The sequence below is a fragment of the Bounagaea algeriensis genome (assembly GCF_054491375.1).
This window is the reverse complement of record NZ_CM137102.1, coordinates 1,658,037-1,678,929: the sequence shown is the minus strand read 5'-3', so window position 1 is coordinate 1,678,929 and position 20,893 is coordinate 1,658,037. Positions and strand designations below refer to the sequence as shown.

The 20,893-nt window shown below is 71.0% G+C and carries 22 protein-coding genes; 16 read left to right on the top strand and 6 right to left on the bottom strand.

Features of this window, described 5'->3' with window-relative positions; translation table 11 throughout:
* Nucleotides 1–106 precede the first annotated feature (106 nt).
* On the top strand, nt 107–793 hold the full coding sequence (locus tag ACVGV2_RS07635) for a 4'-phosphopantetheinyl transferase family protein (protein ID WP_459165347.1): 687 nt from the start codon (nt 107–109) through the stop codon (nt 791–793).
* A 44-nt stretch (nt 794–837) separates the two neighbouring features.
* Here the strand turns inward: ACVGV2_RS07635 and ACVGV2_RS07630 are convergent, their stop codons facing one another.
* On the bottom strand, nt 838–1,599 hold the full coding sequence (locus tag ACVGV2_RS07630; protein ID WP_459165912.1) for a LamB/YcsF family protein: 762 nt from the start codon (nt 1,597–1,599) through the stop codon (nt 838–840).
* Between the two features lie 219 nt (nt 1,600–1,818).
* Here ACVGV2_RS07630 and ACVGV2_RS07625 point away from each other — a divergent pair, with 219 nt between their 5' ends.
* From ACVGV2_RS07625 to ACVGV2_RS07600, 6 genes are all read left to right on the top strand, one after another.
* Nucleotides 1,819–2,721 carry a 5-oxoprolinase subunit B family protein gene (locus ACVGV2_RS07625; RefSeq protein WP_459165346.1) on the top strand — a complete coding sequence of 301 codons (903 nt, stop codon included), beginning with the start codon at nt 1,819–1,821 and terminating at the stop codon, nt 2,719–2,721.
* Nucleotides 2,718–3,707 carry a 5-oxoprolinase subunit C family protein gene (locus ACVGV2_RS07620; RefSeq protein ID WP_459165345.1) on the top strand — a complete coding sequence of 330 codons (990 nt, stop codon included), beginning with the start codon at nt 2,718–2,720 and terminating at the stop codon, nt 3,705–3,707. Before ACVGV2_RS07625 ends, ACVGV2_RS07620 begins: the two co-directional genes overlap by 4 nt.
* Before the next feature lie 11 nt (nt 3,708–3,718).
* On the top strand, nt 3,719–3,958 hold the full coding sequence (locus ACVGV2_RS07615; RefSeq protein WP_459165344.1) for an acetyl-CoA carboxylase: 240 nt from the start codon (nt 3,719–3,721) through the stop codon (nt 3,956–3,958).
* Nucleotides 3,955–5,298 (top strand): acetyl-CoA carboxylase biotin carboxylase subunit, encoded by a 1,344-nt coding sequence (locus ACVGV2_RS07610; RefSeq protein ID WP_459165343.1) that lies wholly within the window; start codon nt 3,955–3,957, stop codon nt 5,296–5,298. Before ACVGV2_RS07615 ends, ACVGV2_RS07610 begins: the two co-directional genes overlap by 4 nt.
* A gap of 355 nt (nt 5,299–5,653) precedes the next feature.
* Complete coding sequence (locus ACVGV2_RS07605) at nt 5,654–6,943, top strand: glutamate decarboxylase (protein WP_459165342.1); 1,290 nt, start codon at nt 5,654–5,656, stop codon at nt 6,941–6,943.
* A gap of 152 nt (nt 6,944–7,095) precedes the next feature.
* A complete protein-coding gene (locus ACVGV2_RS07600) occupies nt 7,096–8,028 on the top strand; it encodes a nitrilase-related carbon-nitrogen hydrolase (protein ID WP_459165341.1) in 933 nt (310 codons plus the stop codon).
* A 156-nt stretch (nt 8,029–8,184) separates the two neighbouring features.
* Here ACVGV2_RS07600 and ACVGV2_RS07595 read toward each other — a convergent pair whose 3' ends face one another.
* Nucleotides 8,185–8,481, bottom strand: a complete 297-nt coding sequence (locus ACVGV2_RS07595) for a 4a-hydroxytetrahydrobiopterin dehydratase (RefSeq protein ID WP_459165340.1) — start codon at nt 8,479–8,481, stop codon at nt 8,185–8,187.
* 217 nt (nt 8,482–8,698) lie between these two features.
* On the opposite strand from ACVGV2_RS07595, the gene larE reads away from it, so the two are divergent.
* From larE to larC, 3 genes are read left to right on the top strand one after another with little or no spacing between them, the layout of a single operon-like run.
* Entirely contained in the window at nt 8,699–9,526 is an 828-nt protein-coding gene (gene larE / locus ACVGV2_RS07590) for an ATP-dependent sacrificial sulfur transferase LarE (protein ID WP_459165339.1), read from the top strand.
* Entirely contained in the window at nt 9,523–10,194 is a 672-nt protein-coding gene (gene larB / locus ACVGV2_RS07585; RefSeq protein ID WP_459165338.1) for a nickel pincer cofactor biosynthesis protein LarB, read from the top strand. The genes larE and larB overlap by 4 nt, the downstream gene beginning before the upstream one ends.
* A gap of 3 nt (nt 10,195–10,197) precedes the next feature.
* The gene (larC, locus tag ACVGV2_RS07580; protein ID WP_459165337.1) at nt 10,198–11,385 is read left to right on the top strand and encodes a nickel pincer cofactor biosynthesis protein LarC; all 1,188 of its coding nucleotides are present in this window, start codon (nt 10,198–10,200) and stop codon (nt 11,383–11,385) included.
* A 143-nt stretch (nt 11,386–11,528) separates the two neighbouring features.
* On the opposite strand, the gene ACVGV2_RS07575 is transcribed toward larC, so the two are convergent.
* Entirely contained in the window at nt 11,529–11,933 is a 405-nt protein-coding gene (locus ACVGV2_RS07575; RefSeq protein WP_459165336.1) for a hypothetical protein, read from the bottom strand.
* A gap of 280 nt (nt 11,934–12,213) precedes the next feature.
* Here ACVGV2_RS07575 and ACVGV2_RS07570 point away from each other — a divergent pair, with 280 nt between their 5' ends.
* Nucleotides 12,214–12,462 (top strand): hypothetical protein, encoded by a 249-nt coding sequence (locus ACVGV2_RS07570; RefSeq protein WP_459165335.1) that lies wholly within the window; start codon nt 12,214–12,216, stop codon nt 12,460–12,462.
* 68 nt (nt 12,463–12,530) lie between these two features.
* Nucleotides 12,531–13,328 (top strand): exodeoxyribonuclease III, encoded by a 798-nt coding sequence (locus ACVGV2_RS07565; RefSeq protein WP_459165334.1) that lies wholly within the window; start codon nt 12,531–12,533, stop codon nt 13,326–13,328.
* A 55-nt stretch (nt 13,329–13,383) separates the two neighbouring features.
* Here ACVGV2_RS07565 and ACVGV2_RS07560 read toward each other — a convergent pair whose 3' ends face one another.
* The gene (locus ACVGV2_RS07560; protein ID WP_459165333.1) at nt 13,384–14,391 is read right to left on the bottom strand and encodes an Acg family FMN-binding oxidoreductase; all 1,008 of its coding nucleotides are present in this window, start codon (nt 14,389–14,391) and stop codon (nt 13,384–13,386) included.
* Nucleotides 14,392–14,590: 199 nt separating this feature from the next.
* Between ACVGV2_RS07560 and ACVGV2_RS07555 the strand changes: the two genes are divergently transcribed.
* The 3 genes from ACVGV2_RS07555 to ACVGV2_RS07545 all read left to right on the top strand — a co-directional run bounded on the left by ACVGV2_RS07555 (nt 14,591) and on the right by ACVGV2_RS07545 (nt 18,495).
* Nucleotides 14,591–15,859 carry an aminotransferase family protein gene (locus ACVGV2_RS07555; RefSeq protein WP_459165332.1) on the top strand — a complete coding sequence of 423 codons (1,269 nt, stop codon included), beginning with the start codon at nt 14,591–14,593 and terminating at the stop codon, nt 15,857–15,859.
* A 109-nt stretch (nt 15,860–15,968) separates the two neighbouring features.
* Nucleotides 15,969–16,475: an ATP-binding protein gene (locus ACVGV2_RS07550; protein ID WP_459165331.1), complete on the top strand. Its 507-nt coding sequence runs from the start codon at nt 15,969–15,971 to the stop codon at nt 16,473–16,475.
* Nucleotides 16,476–16,665: 190 nt separating this feature from the next.
* Nucleotides 16,666–18,495, top strand: coding sequence for a transketolase (locus ACVGV2_RS07545; RefSeq protein ID WP_459165330.1), 1,830 nt, complete (start codon nt 16,666–16,668; stop codon nt 18,493–18,495).
* A gap of 13 nt (nt 18,496–18,508) precedes the next feature.
* Here ACVGV2_RS07545 and ACVGV2_RS07540 read toward each other — a convergent pair whose 3' ends face one another.
* Both ACVGV2_RS07540 and ACVGV2_RS07535 read right to left on the bottom strand, forming a co-directional pair.
* Nucleotides 18,509–18,781 carry a DUF3040 domain-containing protein gene (locus ACVGV2_RS07540; protein WP_459165329.1) on the bottom strand — a complete coding sequence of 91 codons (273 nt, stop codon included), beginning with the start codon at nt 18,779–18,781 and terminating at the stop codon, nt 18,509–18,511.
* A gap of 163 nt (nt 18,782–18,944) precedes the next feature.
* Entirely contained in the window at nt 18,945–19,967 is a 1,023-nt protein-coding gene (locus tag ACVGV2_RS07535) for an MBL fold metallo-hydrolase (RefSeq protein WP_459165328.1), read from the bottom strand.
* 147 nt (nt 19,968–20,114) lie between these two features.
* Here ACVGV2_RS07535 and ACVGV2_RS07530 point away from each other — a divergent pair, with 147 nt between their 5' ends.
* The gene (locus ACVGV2_RS07530; protein WP_459165327.1) at nt 20,115–20,843 is read left to right on the top strand and encodes a FadR/GntR family transcriptional regulator; all 729 of its coding nucleotides are present in this window, start codon (nt 20,115–20,117) and stop codon (nt 20,841–20,843) included.
* Nucleotides 20,844–20,893: the final 50 nt, after the last annotated feature.

The window sequence follows — 20,893 nt, the reverse complement described above, 5'->3', positions numbered from 1 at the left end:
GTCCGCCTGCGGAAACCCGCGCGACCGGTGACCGCTGCGCGCGGGAGCACCGCATCGGCCCGGGGTACGCTGTGCGCATGTCGGCGAGCAGGAACCGTGCGCGGTCGTGATCGAGAAAGTGCTGCCGCCGGGCGTCGCGGCGGCCGAGACCACGGCCGATGCCGAAAAGGCGCACCTGTTCCCGGAGGAAGAGCAGGCCATCGCCCGCGCCGTCGCCGAACGGCGGCGGGAGTTCACCACCGGCCGCTGGTGCGCCCGGCTGGCCATGGCACGCCTGGGGATCGCGCCGCTGCCCGTACCGCGCGGGCACCGCGGAATGCCGGTCTGGCCGCCGGACGTGCTCGGCAGCATCACGCACTGCACCGGTTTTCGGGCTGCGGCCGTCGCCCGCAGCGAGCAGTTACCCGACGTCCTCGGCATCGGCATCGACGCGGAGCCGCACGACGCCCTGCCAGGCGGTGTGTTCGACGTCATCACCACGACGCGCGATCGCGCCCTGCTGCACGAACTGTCTCTTCAGGACAGTTCCTTCCACTGGGGACGAGTGCTGTTCTGCGCCAAGGAGGCCGTCTTCAAAGCCTGGTACCCGGCGACGCACCGCTGGCTCGAGTTCGACGAGGCCGACATCGACCTCCACGAGCGGGGTTTCACGGCACGTCTCCTGCGCGCCCCGGACCACGGAACCCGCATCGAAGGCAGGTGGTTCGTCGAGAACGGCCTCGTCCTCACCGCACTGCTGCTGCCCCGCGCCGCGCTCGCCCGCTCCGCGCCGCCGGACGCGCCCGAGCCGTAGGACATCGCCCGGCATTCCGCCCGTCGCAGCGCTGCGACGGGGATTCAGGCGCGCTGTCGCGCGACGTCGGCCATCCGCATCTGCGACACGCCCGCCTCGGCGAACTCGTCGCGAATCGCGCGGGCGATCTCCACGGCGTTCGGACGGTCGCCGTGCAGGCAGATGGTGTCCGCGCTCACCGGGATGCTCGTCCCGTTGACCGACGTCACCGTGCCGCTGAGGATGTCGAGCGTCTGCTGGGCGCACCGTTCGGCCGACTTCGGCTCCGGAACCGGTTCGATGATGATCTTTCCCGAGTCGTCGTAGTCCAGATCGGCGAAAGCCTCCCGGATCACGGGGAATCCACGCCCGGCCACGTGCTCGGCCGTTTCACCCGCGAGGAGAACGACGGGAACCTCCGGAGCTGTTGCCGCGAGTTCCTCCGCGATCGCGTCGGCCACCGAGTTGTCCCGGAGCGTGAGCCCGTAGAACGCGCCGTGCGGCTTCAGGTGCGTCAACTCCACCCCGAGGCTGTTCGCGATCGCTCGCAGCGCGCCGAACTGGTAGAGGCACGCGTCGGCGGCCTCCCGCGGCGTCATCGCCAGGGCCCGGCGACCGAAACCGGCCAGGTCCGGAAAACCGGGGTGGGCGCCGACAGCGACATCCGCCTGCTGGGCCAGTTCGACCGACCGCCGCATCGTCGCCGGATCGCCCGCGTGCCATCCGCACGCGACGTTGACGGAGTTCACCAACGGGATGAGGTTCGCGTCATCACCGAGCTTCCACCGACCGAAACTCTCGCCCGCATCGGCATTGAGATCAACCACTGTCTGCAACTCCGACACCTCCTGCTAGCGCGTCTCCGCGATTGTCATCCTCCCGTAACAGGCTTATGATCACACGACGCATTCCCAGTTCGAAGACTTCTCGTGACATACTGACTCGATAGGGCGGTTTTCCGGGTTCGGCTCCGACGCAATCCTGCGGTTGCCCGCCGCACGGGGCATCCTCAGTCGGGGCACACCCTCATCGCCGAGGAGGTCGTCATGGCGGAAACGACGGTCGGGCTCCCGCCAGCGCGGTACACCTACGGTGGCGACGAGTTCGTCTCCGTCGAGTTGGACCGGGAAATGAGCCTGGAGGCCAATTTCAAAGCGATGGCGATCACCGGCGCGCTGCGCGAGCAGAACATAGACGGAGTGATCGACATCTGCCCGTCGAACGCGTCGTACATGGTCCGCTTGGACCCGGATCGCCTCCATCCCGCAGAACTGGTCGACGAGCTGCGCCGACTGGAGGAGTCGGTCGGCGACCTGCCGCGGGATTACGTGATCTCCACGCGCGTCGTCGACGTCCCCGTGCTGTTCCAGGACGACTGGACCCACGAAACGCTCATGCGCTTCCGCGACCGCCACCAGGACCCGGAAGCCAGCGACCTCGAATACGCCGCCCGCATCAACGGATTCTCCACCGTGCAGGCGCTGGTCGATGCGATCGGCGCGGCGCCGTTCATCGTCACCATGCTCGGGTTCGTCGCGGGACTGCCGTTCTGCTACCAGATGGTGCCGCGGGAGCAGCAGATCGAAGTGCCCAAATACGTGCGTCCGCGCACCGACACACCCGAACGGGCGTTCGGCTACGGCGGAGCTTTTTCCGTGGTCTACCCGGTACGGGGAGCCGGCGGTTACCAGCTGTTCGGGATCGCCCCCGCACCGGTGTTCGACGCCGCGCAGTCGCTGCCCGACTTCGCCGACGGCATCGCCTTCCCGAAACCGAGCGACATCCTGCGCTACCGACCGATCGACCGCAGCGAGTACGACGAGGTGCGCGGGCAGGTGGAGGCCGGCACGTTCCGGTACCACCAGCGCCCGGTGGAGTTCTCACCGACCAGGTTCCTGGCCGATCCGCACGGCACGAACCGCGAGCTGCTGGAGGTGTTGTACCGATGACCGAGCTGATCGTGCGCTCCGGCGGCCTGTCCACGACGGTGCAGGATTCCGGGCGCCACGGGCACTACGCGATCGGCATGCCGCCCTCGGGCGCGATGGACCGGTTCGCCCACGCCGTGGCGAACATGCTCGTCGGCAACCCCGACGGGGCAGCCGTGCTCGAAGCCACCTACCTCGGCCCGACGCTCGAGTTCACCGACTCCCGCGCAGTGGCGGTGACCGGGGTGCGCTGCACGCTGACGATCAACGACGAACCCGCCTCCCCGTGGGAGACCCTGCACGTGGCGGCCGGCGACGTGCTCGGATTCGGCCCGCTGCAGGCCGGGGCCCGCCCCTACATCGCGATCAGCGGCGGGATCGGCGTATCCGAGTACCTCGGTTCGCGATCGACCTACATGCTCACCGGGATCGGCGGTTTCGACGGACGTTCGATCGCCGAGGGCGACCGGGTGCCGCTGGGCACCGCGACCGGCGCCCCTCCTCCGCGGGGCACGGCCGTCCCCGACGAGTTCCTGCCCGATTTCCCGGATGTCACCGAACTGCGCGTGGTCATCGGGCTGTGCTCCTACCGGATGACCGAACGCTCGATGAACTCGTTCCTCGACACCACGTGGAAGGTCACCAAGGACGCCGACCGCGTCGGTTACCGCCTGCGCGGCGGGGAGATCGAATTCATCGAGCGCGAGCAGCCGTTCGGTGCGGGCAGCAATCCCGCCAACGTCGTGGATCTCGGCTACCCCATCGGTTCCATCCAGATCCCCGGCGGCGACGAACCCATCGTCCTGCTCAACGACGCCGTCACCGGCGGCGGGTACGCCACCATCGGCACCGTCATCTCCGTCGACCACGACCGCATCGCGCAGACCCGCACCGGCAGCCACGTGTCGTTCCGGCCCGTCGACATCGAAGACGCGCTCGCCGCCCGCCGGGAACACCGCGACCGCATCCGAGGCGCCCGCGAAGCGTTGTCCGTCCAGCACGCGTGAGGAGGCAGCTCATGTCCACGGTGAACTCAGAACTGCCCGGTCTGTTCTACCGGCGCCCCGCTCCCGACCAGGAGCCCTACATCGAGCCGGGAACCGTGGTCGAGCCGGGGCAGACGCTCGCGCTGATCGAGGTCATGAAGACCTTCAACGAGGTCAAGGCGGACCGGTCGGGGCGGATCGCCAAGGTCCTGCTCGAGGACGGGGACGAAGTGGAAGCGGGCCAGGAGATGTTCGAGGTCGAGGAACTATGACGCAGCTGCGTCGCGTGCTCATCGCCAACCGCGGCGAGATCGCGGTGCGGGTCATCCGCGCCTGCCACCTGGCAGGGGTGGAAACCGTCGCCGTCCACTCCGACGCCGACAAGAACGCCCAGTGGGTCCGCATCGCCGATCACGCGGAACACATCGGCAAATCGCCCGCCGCGAAGTCCTACCTGGACCGGGAAGCGATCATCGCGGCGGCGAAGGACTCCGGTGCCGATGCCGTGCACCCGGGGTACGGCTTCCTCTCCGAGGACGCCGCGTTCGCCCGGGCGGTGACCGACGCCGGGTTCGCCTTCGTGGGGCCGCCCGCCCAGGCGATCGAGCTCATGGGCGACAAGGCGCGGGCACGCAGCGCCGCCGAGGAGGCGGGCGTGCCCGTGGTCCCCGGCAGCTACGCGGTGACCGGTCTGGAGGACGCGGAACGCGCAGCCGCCGAAGTGGGATACCCGGTTCTCGTCAAGGCAGCGGCGGGCGGGGGCGGCCGCGGCATCCGTCCGGTGCAGGACCGCGCGGAACTGGCCGAAGTGCTACCGGCCGCGCAGGCGGAGGCGCGGTCGGCGTTCGGGGACGGCACCGCCTACGTCGAACGCGCGATCCCCCGGGCGCGGCACATCGAGGTCCAGGCGCTGGCCGACAACCGGGGCAACGCCGTCCACCTGTTCGAGCGCGACTGCTCGATGCAGCGGCGGCGGCAGAAACTGATCGAGGAAGCCCCCGCTCCCGGTTTGCAGGCCTCGACGCGGGCCGCGCTGAACGAAGCCGCGGTGCGGCTGGTGCGGCACGTCGGCTACCGCAACGCGGGCACGGTGGAGTTCCTCGTCGACCTCGACGAGAACTTCTACTTCATCGAGATGAACACCCGCGTGCAGGTGGAACACCCGATCACCGAGGCGATCACCGGCGTGGACATCGTGGCCGAGCAGCTGCGGGTGGCCGCGGACGAACCGCTGTCGATCGCGCAGGAGGACGTCGTGCCCACGGGCGCGGCCGTCGAACTGCGCATCAACGCCGAGGACCCCGCCAACGGCTTCGCCCCCACCCCCGGTGAGGTCACGCGGTTCGACCTGCCCGGCGGCCCGGGTGTGCGGGTGGACACCTGGCTGACGCAGGGGGATCGCATCACGCCGTTCTACGACTCCCTCGTCGCGAAACTCGTGTGCTGGGGAGCCGACCGGGCGCAGGCGTACGCGCGGGCCCGCCAAGCGTTGCGGGAGTTCGACGTCGGGGGGATCGCCAGTACGGTACGGCTGCACCGCGAGCTCACCGAGGACGCGGAGCTGCTCGCCGGGCCCGTGCACACCACCTGGCTGGAGCAGCGCCTCGGTTGACGCGGGTGCCGGGCGGTGCCGCGGAACGAAAGGACCATCCCGCTCGGCCCCTCCCCGACGAGCGCCTTCCCCGACGAGCGCCGATGCGCTCGCGGGCGGGACGCGACCACATCCGCAGCACGACCGCGCCGTGCACGGCGATCCACAGTGGAACGAACGCCGTCGGACGCGCGGCCGGCGCAGCACAGCAGCGCGCGCTCCGCACCGATCCCCGCACGGCGGTCCTTTCGACGCCGTACTCGCGTCCCGCTGAGGACCGCGGTCGTGGCACGAAGAGATCATGGTGCTCCTCGCGCACAGCGGTCTACCTTTCTCGTGGATAGCGAAAATCGCTGCACACAAGGAGGTACACAGCATGTCGGCCCGGCCGACCCCAAGCTGTGCCAGCACCGAACTCGGACACGGTCCCACGACTGCCATACCGGCCCAAGGCTGGGGAACGGCTGCGGCGCTCGGATTCATCCGCGACCACCTGCGTCACGACGTCCCGCCGGACCGCAATCTGGCCACGTTCCTGTCCACCTCGTTCGACGCCGAGACGCGGCAGCTCTACGAGGAGTTCCTGGAGTACAACCTCGTCGACCGCGACCAGTACCCGGGAATCAGCGAGCTCGAGGAGAACTGCCTGCGCATCATCGCCGACCTCTGGAACGCCGACCCCCGCGCTGCCGTCGGCGACGCGACCACCGGGTCCAGTGAGGCGGCCCTGCTCGCCGGCGCGGCGATGCTGCGGAACTGGCTGCACTGCAGCGGCAACGGAGACGCCACCGGGCGCCCCAACCTCGTCCTCGGATCCGACGCCCACGTCTGCTGGCGCAAGTTCTGCCGGTACTGGCAGGTCGAACCGCGAGTCGTACCTGCGGCTGCAGGTCGCATCGGGCTCACCCCGGAATCCGTCGCGCAGGAGTGCGACGCGAACACCATCGGCGTCGTGGCGATCCTCGGATCCACCATCGACGGCACCTACGACCCGGTCCGCGACATCGCCTCGGCGCTGGACGCGGTGGCGGCGAGCCGCGGCATCGACGTGCCGCTGCACGTGGACGCCGCCTCCGGCGGGTTCATCGCCCCGTTCCTCGACCCCGAGCTGCCGTGGGATTTCCGGGTCCCGCGCGTGCGCTCGATCAACGCCTCGGGGCACAAGTACGGGCTCGTGCCCCCCGGCCTGGGTTGGGTGCTCTGGCGGGACCAGGGAGCGCGCACCGGATGGCTGCACTTCGACACGAACTACCTCGGACGCACTCGGACGCACCACGAACTGAGCTTCTCCCGCTCCGCCGCCCCCGTGGTCGTGCAGTTCTACAACTTCCTGCGCTTCGGGTTCGACGGGTTCCGCGACAAGCACCGCGCGAATCGGGACAAGGCGATGCGGATGGCACGCGAACTGCGCGCGGCGAACAGGTTCGAGCTGCTCGGCGACGGCAGCCAGCTGCCGGTGCTGACCCTGGCGCCGCGCGGCGGCGGCAAACTGGCCGGGCTCTCGCTGCACCTGGCCGACCACGGCTGGTCCGTTCCGGTGTACACGCTGCCGCCGGACCTGGAGGAGACAGAAGTCCTCCGCGTCGTGGTGCGCGAGGACATGACGGCGGACGACGTCGGCGCCTTCGTCCGCGCGGTCCGCGATTTCACCGACGTGCAGCAGTGACGGCGGCTCAGCTCGCACGCGGCGGGCTCCGTCCCCGGCGCGGCCGCGGCACGAGCGCGCGGAAACGGCCCGCTGCCGCGGCGCGAACCGAGCCGGCGAAACCCCGGCACGAAACCAGAAGTACGAAACCCGCGACACTCCAGGAGTTCTGCATGCAACCCGTGCGCATCAGCACCAGCATCACGCACACCGCTCCGCCCGCCTCTGGAACGGGCGTGCGCCTGGCGCTGTTCCAGGCCGAGAACCCGGTGGGCACCCAGGAGGCCGTGCGGCACAACCTCGCGCGCATGCGCGATGCCGTCCGCATCGCCGCGCGGTACTCCTGCCACGTCTGCGCGTTCCCCGAGTGCTACAACACCGGTTACTCGCTCGGGCCCGCGGAGTGCCAGGAGCTGGCGGAGAGCGTTGACGGCCCCACTGTGCGGGCGGCGCGCGAGGCCTCCCGGGAGCACGGAACGGCCATCGTGCTGCCCTACGTCGAGCGCGACACCGAGCTGGCGACGGTGCACGACTCGATCGCGTTCATCCTCGACGGCGAGCTCGCGGCGAACTACCGCAAGACCCACCTGTACGGCTCCGCCGAGCGGAAGAACTTCACGCCGGGTGACGCGCTGCCGCCGGTCGTCGACGTCAACGGATTCCCGGTCGGGATCCTCAACTGCTACGAGTGCGAGTTCCCGCCGCTGTACCAGAGTCTGGTGCAGCGCGGGGCGCGGTTGATCATCGGGCCGACAGCTGCCGATCACCACTTCGTCCTGTCCGACGGCAGCCCCACGACGGTTCCGTACCCGGACGCCACCGAGCACATCATCCCCGCCATGGCCGCGGTGTGGCGGACGTTCGTGGCTTATGCGAACCGCCGCGGGTGGGAGATCTCCGAGCGCGGGCAGTGGGAGTACCGCGCCAATTCGGGTTTGTGGGGTCCGGACGGGCGGGCCGTGGTCCGCGCGGGACAGGCGGAACGCGGCACGGACAGCCTGCTGATCGGCGACTGCCTCCCGCAACACGTCGCGCCGTTCAGCCCGGAAGGCAACCACCTGGCGGACCTGCGGTTGCGGCTGGAGGCCAGCATGCTGGCGAGCTGATCCCGTCCCCGGTGCCGGCGCTTCCGCCGGCACCGGGGCGGCTCGGGGCGCGTGGAACCGGACGAGCTCGGCCACCGCGGTGCGGATCACCCGGTAGGCGCCTGCGCCCGGGCCCGCAGCTGCGGGCCCGGGCGCAGGCGCTGGCACGAGCGCGGTTCAGCTCGCGGGTTCGACCATGCCGTTGATCCGCCGGACGAGGGCGAGGTCGCCCTCGGTCACGCCGCCGGCGTCGTGGGTGGTCGTCGTGACCGTCACCCGGTTGTAGTCGTGCACGGTGATGTCGGGGTGGTGGTTGAGTTCGTTCGCGGCGAAGGCGACGACGTTGGCCACCTGCACCGCCCCGTTGAAGCCCTTGCGCTGCCAGGTGCGGGTCAGGCTGGTACCCGTGTACTGCCACTCGCCCAGATCGGCGAGGGCGCTGTGGACGGCGTCGGTGGACAGCAGCTCGGCCATCGTCTCCTCACAGGTCTGCGTCAGCGTCCGCCCGCGAATCTACCTTCCAGCGGCGCGGACCGCGCCCGGTTGCCGTGCCGGTACGCCTTGCGTGAGCACGCCTTGACAGTGCGCGCGCACCGCGGCCTAGAGTAGGCGCGAAGTCCGCCGGGAGCGGGAACTTCAGGCTCGCAGCGGACGTGAGCAGCAGGAGCGGGCGTGAGCAGAAGGAGCGGACGTGACCAGTGCGCCGTTGCAGCGGCTGCGTGACCGGATCGCCCGGGAGGACCGCCTCGTGGTGGCCTTCTCCGGTGGCGTCGATTCCACGCTGCTTGCTGCCGTGACGCACGACGTCCTGGGGCCTCGGATGCTGGCGGTCACGGCGGTCTCGCCGAGCCTGGCCACCTCCGAGCAGCGCCAGGCGCGCTCGTTCGCCCGCGACCGCGGCATGCCGCACCTGCAAGTGCGCACCGACGAGGCCGAGCGGCCGGAGTACCAGGTCAACGACGGGTCCCGCTGCTACCACTGCAAGACGGCGCTGTTCGACGCCGTGCAACCGCTGCTGAACGCGTTCGGTGACGCGCGCGTGGCCATGGGCACGAACACCGATGACTTGGGTGATCATCGGCCCGGGCAACAGGCCGCTGCCGAGCGCGGGGCCTGCACCCCGCTGGTGGATGCCGACTTCTCCAAGGATCTCGTGCGCGAAGTGAGCGCCGAACTCGGTCTGCGCACCGCGGACAAACCCGCCGCCGCATGCCTGGCTTCCCGCGTCGCCTACGGCGATCCGGTCACTCCCGAGCTGCTGGCCTGCATCGAGCGGGCGGAAGCGGCCGTGCACGAACTCGGTTTCCGCGAGTCCCGGGTGCGGGCCCACGCCCAGGGAACCGTCGCGCGCATCGAGGTTCCCGAATCCGAGATCCCGCGCGCCGCCGCAGCGCATTCCGAATTGGACAGTGCAGTGCGCGCGGCCGGGTTCCGGTTCTGCTCGCTGGACATGGGCGGTTTCGCCAGCGGGCGGATGAACGTGCTGCTGGAATTGTCCCCGTCCCGGACCACCTCGTGAGCGGCTACACCGACCTGGGCTATGCCCGGGTGGACACCGACCGGGAAGGGCGGCAGGGACTCGCCGAGGTCATCTACGCCCCGGGCAAGCGCGACGACGAGATCGCCGGGATCGCCGCGCGGCTGCTGTCCGAGAGCAGTGGCCCGGTGCTGGCCACGCGCGTGCCGCAGGCGACGGCGCAGCACGTGCTGCGCGCGGTTCCGGAGGGGACCTACGACGAGGTGGCCGGCGTGCTGGCATGGCGCCCGCGTGCGGCGGGGGACTTCCGCGTGCTGGTGGCGACGGCCGGCACGGCCGACGGTCCGGTGGCGGCCGAAGCGGCCGCGGTCGCCGGCGCCGTCGGTCTGTCCACTGAGGTCGTGCGCGACGTGGGTGTGGCGGGATTGCACCGGTTGCTCGCCGAACGCGAGCGCTTGCAGGAGGCCGATGCCGTCATCGTCGTCGCCGGGATGGAGGGCGCTTTGGCCAGCGCCGTCGGCGGGCTCGTGTCCTGCCCGGTCGTCGCGGTTCCCACTTCGACCGGCTACGGGGCGGCCCTGGAGGGGGTCACGGCGTTGCTGACGATGCTGTCCTCGTGCGCTTCGGGCATCACGGTGGTCAACATCGATTCCGGGTTCGGCGCCGCGATGGCCGTGCAGCGCTTGGCCCGCTCCCGACAGCAGGGGTGAGCGGTGCTGCTGTGGCTCAACCCCACCACCGGCGTATCGGGTGACATGCTGCTCGGGGCGCTGCTCGGCCTCGGAGCCCGGCCCGATGCGGTGCGCGCGGCCATCGCCTCGACGGGGTTGTCCGGCTGGCGCCTCGAGCACACGAGCGCGGAGGTCGGCGGTTTCCAGGCCGACCGGGCCGAGGTGCACGTCGAGGAGACCGGTACCGAGCGGACGGCCGCGGAACTGGTGGAGCTCGTCGGCCGGGCCCGACCGAGTCCGGTCGCCGATCTGGCTGCACGGGCGGTTTCCGCGCTCGGCCGGGCGGAGGCGCACCTGCACGGGCGAACCTTCGACGAGGTCCACCTGCACGAGGTCGGCGGCGCGGACACCGTCGTCGACGCGGTCGGCGTGGCCGCCGCGGTGCACGATCTCGGCATCAGCGCCGTGCACGCGGCCCCCATCGCCCTGGGAACCGGCACAGTCGGGTGCGCGCACGGTGTGCTGCCCGCGCCCGCACCCGCGACGATGCGGTTGCTGCGGCAAGCGGCCGTGGTGGGCTCCGACCTGCCCGGGGAGACGGTGACCCCGACGGGGGCGGCGCTGATGGCGGCGATGGAGGCGGAATACCGGCCGCCGCCGGCGATGAAGTTGCACGCCACGGCCTACGGTGCGGGTTCGCGCCGCTTCGCGCAGCGCCCCAACATGCTGCAGGCGAGCCTGGCCGCGGCGCAGGACGCCGCCGCGGTGGGGCCGTGCGCGGAACCGATGGTGCTGCTGGAGTGCACGGTGGACGACGTCACCGGCGAGGCACTGGGCCACGTGCTGCAACGCAGCCTCGATCGCGGCGCCTGCGACGCGTGGGTGACGCCGGCGGTGATGAAGAAGTCCCGACCCGGCCACGTACTCCACGTGCTGTGCTCTCCGGAGCACGAGGAGGCGCTCGGCGAGCTGGTCCTGGCCGAAACGGGCAGCCTCGGGGTCCGGAGCGCGCCGGTGAGTCGCCGGGCGGTACCGCGCGAGGTCGTCACCGTCACTCTCGAGGGCTACCCGGTACGGGTGAAACAGGGCCCGTGGCAGGCGAAACCGGAACACGACGACCTCGTGTCCGCGGCCGAGGCACTCGGTCTACCACTGCGCACCACCGCCCGCCGCGTGATGGCGCGGTTCGACGCCGGTGGGACCGAAGGCGACACCGCCGGGCACGGCTGAACACCGCCTCAGCCCCCGGATGCGGGATGTTGGTACGCACGTGCCCCGGCTTGCACTCCCCTGCCCTGCCTCGACCGCATCGCCGTTATCGTCCGGATCGCCCTGCGCGTCCTCCTCATCCGCCTCGACCTGCTCGGATGCCGCTACGGCCAGTCGCCCTCGGCCCGGTCACCCGGCAGCTGGTCGGGTTCGGCCTCCGCGTCCGGCTCGTCCTCCTCGGAGGATCCGACGCGTTCGGCGTAGTCCTCCGGCGCGAGCTCTTCGGGTGAACCGGACATCTCGGCTTCGGCGCCGGCGGGCATGTCCGGCCGTTCCTCGGTGAGCTCCTCCTCGAAGGTCTCACCTTCCCGATCCGAGCGGGCCGTCGGCCGCTCCGCGGTGACGACCGTCCAGTCCTCGGGCGGGTCGACACCTTCTTCGACGGGATCGCCTCCGAGCTCGTCGGTGTCGAGGTCCTCCGCGGACTGCAGGTTCGCGGGGTCCTCCGGGCTTTCGGCGGAGGCATCCGTTTCGTCCGGTGTCGGGGTGGTGGTGTCTCGATCGGCCATCGTGACTCCTTCCGGTGTCCTCCCTTCCGGGATGTGCACCCGCTTCTTCTTCCCGATTCCGCGCTTACCCCACAGCCTCGAGGGAGAAACAGCGCGCCGCACCGGATCCGACGCATCGCGACCGGACGAGCGCTTGACTCCACCGTGGAGACTGCGAGAGGGACGGTACGTACACGGTTTCCACCGCTTTACTCACTCATTCGAGTGAAAGCAGGAACCGCAGTTTTTTGCTCAGAGTCATATCGGCGACGGACCGGAGACGAACCTGGAGAGCAACACCATGCAGCACCACGTGCACATCGAACTCGTCGGCGGCCCCGCGGACGGGCGCACCTTCGTCCTGCCCACCGCCCCGGGTGGCGCCGACGAGCAGCAGGCCGCCTTACCGTTCGCGACGTTCACCCTGCCCGGGCCCCTCCCGGAGGAAGGCTGCCCGAGCGTGCGCTACGAGCTGGGCGAACGTCGCCCGGACGGAGTGTGGCGCTACGACTTCGTCGGCGAACAGCTCGCGGCCCGCAGCGAGCGCTGAACCGCGGCGCGGACCGGCTCCACCCTGGCGCGTGATCCCGCGGCGGACGGGTATGCCAGTCTGTTCGCATGCGGATCGCCACGTGGAACGTCAATTCGGTCAGCGCCCGCCTGCCGCGGCTCGTGGACTGGCTGTCGACCCGCGAGCCGAACGTGCTCTGCTTGCAGGAGATCAAGTGCGCCACGGAGTCCTTCCCGATCGACGAGGTCTCCGAGCTCGGCTACGAGGTCGCCGTCCACGGGACGGGACGTTGGAACGGCGTGGCGATCCTGTCCAACATCGGGCTGGTCGACGTGCAGCGCGGCCTGCGGGACGAGCCCGGCTTCCAGGCCGACGAGACGCTGGTCCCAGCGACCGAACCCCGTGCGATCGGCGCCACCTGCGGCCCGCTGCGCGCGTGGTCGGTGTACGTGCCGAACGGTCGTGAAATCGGCCACGCGCACTACACCTACAAACTCGCGTGGTTGCGCGCGCTCGGTGCCACCGTCGAGGGCGAGCTGACGGCGGAGACGCCGTTGTCCGTGCTCGGCGACTTCAACGTCGCCCCCACCGACAGCGACGTGTGGGACATCACCCAGTTCACCGGCTACACCCACGTCACCGAGGACGAGCGCGACGCGCTGCGCTCGCTCGACGAGTCGGGCGTCGCCGAGATCTACCCGCGAGCGCTGAAGTACGAGGTGCCCTTCACCTACTGGGATTACCGCGGCGGTGCGTTCCCGCGCAACATGGGCATGCGCATCGATCTCGTCTACGGCAACGCACCGTTCACCGACGCGCGCAGCGACGCCTACGTGGACCGGGAGGCCCGCAAGGGCAAGAGCCCGTCCGACCACGCCCCGGTGGTCGTCGACCTCGACCTGTGACGAATCCCGCGGAGCAGCGCCGAACACCACCCGCAGCCGGGACCCGGCAACCCTCTCAGGCGCTGAACACGTCCGGCAGCGACCGGCGCGCGGTGACCTGCGCGGGAATGCCCGCGCGCGGGTAGCCCAGGCGCAGCACGACCTGCGGCTCACCCGCCAACCCGAGCGCCCCGCGCAGCCCTTCGCGCACCTCCGGCAGCCGCAACGGCTGCGTCATCACCGATCCGACCAGCCCCAGCCGCGTCGCTTCGAGCCACACGCGCTGCATCGCCTCCCCCACCTGGAAGTGCTCGCGCGGGCGATCACGCGGTGCGCTGAACACGAACACGGTCTCCCGGCGCAACCGGTCGGCCAGCTGGTCCTCCGCAGGCACCGGCACCCCGCGCGCGGCCAGGCCGGATGCCGCAACACCGGTGGTGCCCAACGCATGCTGCGGCATGCCCTCGGCGGGCGCCCGGTCGCTGCGCGCGGAGACCCACGTGGTGAGTTCCTGCTGGTACCGCGGATCGGCGTGGTGCTCGCGCGCTGCGCGCACGAGCAGTGCGGCCACGTCCCCGCGGGTGGAGTCGCCGAGGCGCACGACCGGCACCGTGGCGACCGCGGCGAGCGAGCTCCGGGTCAGTTCCGGGATCGTCCGTTCGGCGAACTCCTCCCGGTGGCTGCTGCGGTGCGCGATCGCCCGCCACCGCGCCCCGTCCGCGGTGCCGGCGCGCTGCCGGTGCGTGGCGAACACGGTCGCGCCCGCATCCGGTTGCTCGTCGTCGACGGACCAGCGCACGTCCGGCATCCACCCCATCCCGCGCATCGCGATCGCGAGGTTCGCGACCGCCGCGCCGCACGAGATCCGCCGGTCGCGCCCGTGCGGATCGTGCGCGGGCACGCGCGCGGTCAACCGCTGACGCAGCGAGACGCTGCGCGTGCGCACCCGGATCGTCCAGGGCTGCGAGTTGTGCACCGACGGAGCACGGCGCACGGCTTCGGCCAGCACGGCCGCTTCGTCCGGGGACCACGGCGGTTGGGTGGCCCAACTGTGCGCGGAGCGGGGAAGGGGGGACCACGTCATCGGCACGCCTTTCGAATGCAACGGATCGACGCCGACGAGCGTGCCGATTTCCCGGCATGCACCGCAGAGGATTAAGTCCCACCGTGACCTGGTACGCACTGCGCGCAGGTCGCGTTGTTCCCGAGCAGATACCGGCGCAGCACCGCGGTGCGAAGGTCGCAGCGGTGCGAAGGCCGGCGGAGTGCACGAGGAGGTGGCGATGTCGGAGCAGCGGCAGGCCGGCACCGCGCTGTGGCATCCGTTCGCGGAGATGTCCGCCGTCGAGCAGGACCGGATGACCCTGGAGCGCGGGGAGGGAGTCTGGGTCTACGACGACCGCGGGCAGCGCTACCTCGACGGCACCGCGAGCCTGTGGTACTGCAACGTGGGACACGGTCGGCAGGAGATCGTCGACGCGGCGGCGGAGCAGATGCGGCGGCTCGAGGCGTACAGCACCTTCGGCGATCTCACCAACGCGCCGGCCGAGCGGCTGGCGCACCGCCTCGCCGAACTCGCTCCGATGGACGGTGCGAAGGTCTTCCTCACCTCGGGAGGTGGTGAGGCGATCGACACCGCGGCGAAGTTGGCGCGCCAGTACTGGGTGCAGCGCGGCATGCCCGAGCGCACCCGCCTGCTCAGCCGCGGTCAGGCCTACCACGGCACGAACGGGTTCGGCACCGCGCTGGGCGGCATCGCCCCGAACCGCGAAGGCTTCGGCGAACTGATCCCCGGTGCCGAGCAGGTGGTCTTCGACGACGCCGCGGACCTGCGGGCGGCAGTCGCTCGGATCGGCCCGGAGAACATCGCCGCGTTCTTCGCGGAACCGGTCATCGGTGCCGGCGGGGTGCATCCGCCGCCGGCCGGGTTCCTGGAGTCGGTGGCCGCGATCTGCCGGGAGAACGGCATCCTGTTCGTCGCCGATGCGGTGATCTGCGGGTTCGGTCGCGTGGGTGACTGGTTCGGCGTCGAGCGGTGGGGCCTGCGGCCGGACATGATCACCTTCGCCAAGGGCGTCACCAGCGGCTACCTGCCGCTCGGCGGTGTGGCGGTCGCGGGCGAGGTCGCCGACCCGTTCTTCAGCGCTGCCGGGGTCGTGTTCCGGCACGGGCCGACCTACGCGGGACATCCGACCGTCGCGGCCGCTGCGCTGGCCAACATGGACATCCTGCGACGCGAGCAGTTGCCCGCGCGGGTGATCGAACTCGAAGCACCGCTGCACGAGACGTTGCGCGAGCTGCAATCACATCCCGCCGTGCGCGAGGTCCGCGGCGGCACCGGGCTGCTCGGGGCGGTGCAGCTGCAGCCCGACCTGCTCACCGCGGACCCCGCCGCCGTGGGTCGGTTGGTCCGGGCGGTGCGCGAGGAGGGCGTCCTCGTGCGCGGCCTGGGCAACGGTGCGGCGGTCTCGCCGCCGCTGACCATCGACACCGAGCAGCTCGAGCTGATCGGCAGCGCCCTGCGCACCGGGCTGGACGCGCTCGGGAGTTGAACAGCCGGCCGCGTCGAGTGGAATTCCTCGCCCCGGGGGCGACACGCAGCGCTGCGCTTGACAGGATACGGGCTTTCGAGGCGAGAGACACGCACGGAGGACGGACCAGTTGAACACGAGCACCGCCCAGGTGGACGACCTGCGGCTCATCGCGCTGCCGAGTGCCGTGAACTGCACGGACATGTTCGTACGGTTCTCGCTGTCCGAATGGTCGCTGCCTTCGCTGTACGAGACGGCCACCCAGGTGGCGAGCCAGCTCGTCACCGCCGCGGTGGACAGCGCCGATCCGAAGAGCCCGGGGTTGATCACGGTCCGATTGCGGCTCAGCGGCGAAGCGCTGCGGATCGAGGTGGAGGACGAGCAGGCGTCGGAAGCCCCCGAGATGTCGCCGCACCTGGCAGGCGGCCGGTGCGGTTCCCGGGCACGCACCGAAGGCGGTTGCGTGGCCTGGTGCGAACTCGACCTGCCGACGGGGCTTTCGGCGGATTCCGTGCCCCTCCCCCGGCGCAATCCGAAACGTTCCGAACAGGCCGAAACGCCCGCCGAGGAGACCTCCGAGATCGATCCGGAGGTGATCCAGCGCCTGCTCACCGGCTTGAGCAAGTTCGACGGTTGATCCCGGGCGACGGCCGTCCCCGGCCACCGCAACTGCGCAGCGGCGCGCTGCGCGATCCGGGGGGCGTTCGCAGAGCCGCACCCCGAGAGCCCCGGGTTCGAAAAGCCGCCCGGGTTCGAAAGCAGTGAGTTCAACAGCACTGCCGCAGCAGCGGGTTTGAGACCCCTGCCGGCCCGGGCATCACCAGAACATGGACCGCACACACTTCCGCACTGAACTCGCCCAGCAGCTCCGGGTGGACTCGGTCCGTGCGGCCGCGGCGGCGGGGTCCGGGCACCCCACTTCCTCCATGTCCGCCGCGGACCTCATGGCCGGAGTCCTCGACGGGCACCTGCGCATGGATTTCACGCACCCCGATGATCCGCGCAACGACCACCTGGTTTTCTCCAAGGGACACGCCTCCCCGCTGTTGTACTCGTGCTTCAAGGCGGTCGGCGCGATCGACGACGAGGAACTGCTGACCTTCCGCTCCTTCGGCAGCCGCCTCGAAGGACACCCGACCCCCGCCCTGCCGTGGGTGGACGTGGCGACGGGATCGCTCGGACAGGGCCTGCCCACGGGCGTGGGTCTGGCGCTGGCCGCGCGCGATCTCGACCGGCTGTCCAGTCGGGTGTGGGTGCTGTGCGGCGACAGCGAACTCGCCGAAGGCTCGATCTGGGAAGCGCTCGAACACGCCGGGTACCAGCAGCTGGACAACCTGATCGCGCTGTTCGACATCAACCGGCTGGGTCAGACGCGTGAGACCATGCACGGCTGGGACCTGGAGTCCTACGCCGCGCGGGCCCGCGCGGCCGGGTGGTACGTGGAGACCGTCGACGGGCACGACACCGAGCAGGTGGAGAACGCGCTGAGCCGGGCCGGCCAGACGAACGGACAGCCGCTGGCGATCATCGCGCGCACGAAGAAGGGCCGCGGGGTGGCCGCGGTCGAGGACCAGCTGGGCGCGCACGGAAAACCGCTGCCGGACCGCGACGAGGCGATCGAAGAGCTCGGGGGTCCGCGCGACCTGCACGTCAAACCGGCCTCGCCCGAGGGCAACGGCACGCGGCACGTGTTCGACACCGCTGCCACCGACCCGCCCCGGTTCACCGTGGGCGAGGAGCTGGCCACGCGGAAGGCCTACGGCCAGGCGCTGAGCGCGCTGGGCAGCAGCCGCGGCGACGTGGTGGGCATGGACGGCGAGGTGTCCAACTCGACGTTCTCCGAGGTGTTCAGCAAGGACCACCCGGAGCGGTACTTCGAGATGTTCATCGCCGAGCAGCAGATGCTGGCCGCCGCGACGGGCATGCAGGCGCGGGGATGGGTCCCGTTCGCCTCGACGTTCGCGGCCTTCCTCACCCGCGCGCACGACTTCATCAGGATGGCGGCGGTCGGACGGGCGGACCTGTGCCTGATGGGTTCGCACGCGGGCGTCGCCATCGGTGAGGACGGGCCGTCGCAGATGGGGCTGGAGGACCTGGCCATGATGCGCGCCGTGCACGGCAGCACGGTGCTCTACCCGTCCGATGCCAACCAGACCGCCGCGCTCGTGCGGCTCATGGCCGACCAACCGGGCATCTGCTACCTGCGGACCTCGCGCGGGGCCGCACCGGTGATCTACGAACCCGATGAGGAGTTCGCCATCGGCGGTTCCCGCGTGGTGCGCGACGGTGCCGACGTGACGCTCGTGGGAGCCGGCGTGACGCTGAACGAGTCGGTCCGCGCCGCCGAGCAGCTCGCCGAGGACGGCATCTCGGCCCGCGTGATCGACCTGTACTCGATCAAACCACTGGACGCCGACACCGTGACGAAGGCGGCGACGGAGACCCGCGCGCTGGTCACCGCCGAGGACCACTGGCCCGCCGGGGGGATCGGCGAAGCCGTGCTGACCACGCTCGCCGAGCGCGGCGTGTCGACGCGACTGCGCCGCCTCGCCGTCACCAGCATGCCCGGCTCGGGCAAGCCTGCGGAACTGCTGCACGAGGCCGGCATCGATGCCGACGCGATCGCGGCTTCGGCCAAGGAGGCCCTCGGCAGCTGACTCCGCCGCGGGGTCAACGGCGGTGGCCGGTGGTGAGGGCGCCGGCCAGCGCCACCGCCACGGCCAGCACCCCCACGGGCACGGCGACCACGGCCATCCCCGCCACGAGGCTGGACAGGGCCAGCACGACGAGCACGGCGACGAGTCCGAACAGGACGGGGAGCCCGAGCGGCTCGCCCGTCCCCTCTCCGGAGAGGGCCTCGAAGCGTTCCACGAGATCCGGGTCCTCGGCGTGCAGGGCGGACTCGATCTCGGCCAGCCGTTCCCACTCGCGTCGACTCAACATAGGGCCGCTCCGTCGCGTCCTCGGGAATGGCTCCCCAGCTTGGCATGCACGACGGCAGGAATGCGTACGCCAATTCGGGCGATAGCGCAACTACGGTGCGTGCCCGACTGGTTGGCGGCATCAGGGCACCCCACCCCTGGCGGAGAGCCCCAGGCGGAGATCCTCAGGCGGGAGCGCAGTGCCGGACGCCGTCGATCATCTCGCAGGCGATCCGCTGCTGGTGGTGCAGCACGTCCAGGTGCGCCTGCGTCTCCAGCACGGCCAGCATCTGGTTGAACGGGTCGAGCTGGTCGACGGTGTACTCGTGCCGGGTCCAGGTCAGTGCCCGCGCCGCCTCGTACGGCGTGTCGGCGCCGCGCTCGACGGCCGCGGCCGTGGCGCGCAGCCGGTCGTCGTGGTGCTCGAGCAGTTCGTCGACGCGCCGGTGCGCGCTGTCGGTGACCGGGCCGTGCGCGGGCAGCAGCCGCATGTCGGGCATGGTGCGCACCCGCCGCAGCGAGGCCAGGTAGTCGCGCAGCGGGGATTCGCTCGGGGCCTGTTCCAGGCCGAGCGAGGGGGTGATGTGCGGCAGCACGTGGTCGCCGGCGAACAGCAGCCCGTTGCGGTCGTCGCAGAACACGAGGTGACCGGTGGTGTGCCCGGGCGTGCTGACCGCTCGCAGCGGGCGGTCGGCCGGGCCGACCTCGGCGCCGTGCTCGAGCCAGGCGTCCGGGTATTCCCAGCCGGGCCGGGGCGCGTCGTCGTCGTAGACCGCCGCGAGCGCCTCGACGACCGGTTTGGCTCCGCATTCGCGGAGCAGTTCGAGCTGCCGCGCCAGCGGCACGTGCTCCGGGTCGGCGAGCCGCTGGACGGTCTCCCGCTCGCCCTCGCCGAGCAGGACGCTGCTGCCGAACTCGCGCCGGAGCGCCACGGCCTGGGTGTAGTGGTCCCGGTGCACGTGGGTGACGAGGAAGCGGTGGATGTCGCCGAGGCCCGCGCCGAGTTCGCCGAGCGCCGCGACGAGCGCCTCGCGGGATTCGTCGAGCGCCCAGCCGCCGTCGATCAGCGTCAGCGCCGACCCGTCGACGAGCGCGTACACGTTCACCGCGCGCAGCCCGTCGTTGGGCAGCGGCAACGGGATCCGGTACACCCCGGCTGCGACCTCCTGGGCTCCCGGTCGCATCCACTCGTGCCGCGCGTCGCCCATGTGCACCTCCCGCGATGTTCCCGTTCAGCCTTACCACACGGAACGGCCGCACCGGACGTGTTCCCCGGCACACCGACCGGTCAGTACTCCGCTCCGCCCATTGACCCGGCCACGCGGAGATCCTAATCTCAAGACATCAGACGTCTGATGTCGAACGAGGTGGCGATGTCCCTGTCCGCGGACCTGGCCGAGCGGATCCTCCGCGCCGTCATCGACGGCACCCACCCGCCCGGTACGGCCCTGCCGCCGGAGTCCGAACTCGCCGAACAGCACGGCGTCAGCCGGCTGACGGTGCGCGAGGCGGTCACGTCGCTGCGGGCGCAGAACGTCGTGCACATCCAGCGGGGCCGCGGCACCTACGTCAACGAACCCGGCAACTGGACGGCGCTGGATCCGGTGGTCCGCGCCGCCAACGCCGGACCAGCGCACGGCGCGCTGTCCGAGAGCCTGCTCGAAGCCCGGCGGCTGCTCGAGGAGGGCGCCGCCGAACTCGCCGCGACCAAGCGCACCGACGAGGACCTGGCCGGGCTGCGCGAGCACGTCGCGGCGATGCGCAGCGCCCACGAGCACTCCGATGTGGATGCTTTCGTGCGGGCCGACCTCGCCTTCCACGACACGCTCGTGCGCGCCAGCGGCAACGTCTTCGTCCCGCTGATGTTCGCGCCGTTCGGCAGGCTGCTGCCCGAAGGGCGGCACGAGACCTCCGCGGTCGCGGCCATCCGGGAGAACGCCACCGCCCAGCACGAGCACATCGTGCGGACCCTCGAATCCGCAGACCCCGCCCGAGCCCGCGCGGCGATGGCCGCGCACATGACGCAGACCGGTGCGGACCTGCGCCGCCACGTGCTGGGCACGGACACCGCCGCACTCTCCTGACCCGTCCGCTTCCCGGTGACCACCGCCGCCACCGGCCATCGCGAAGGAGC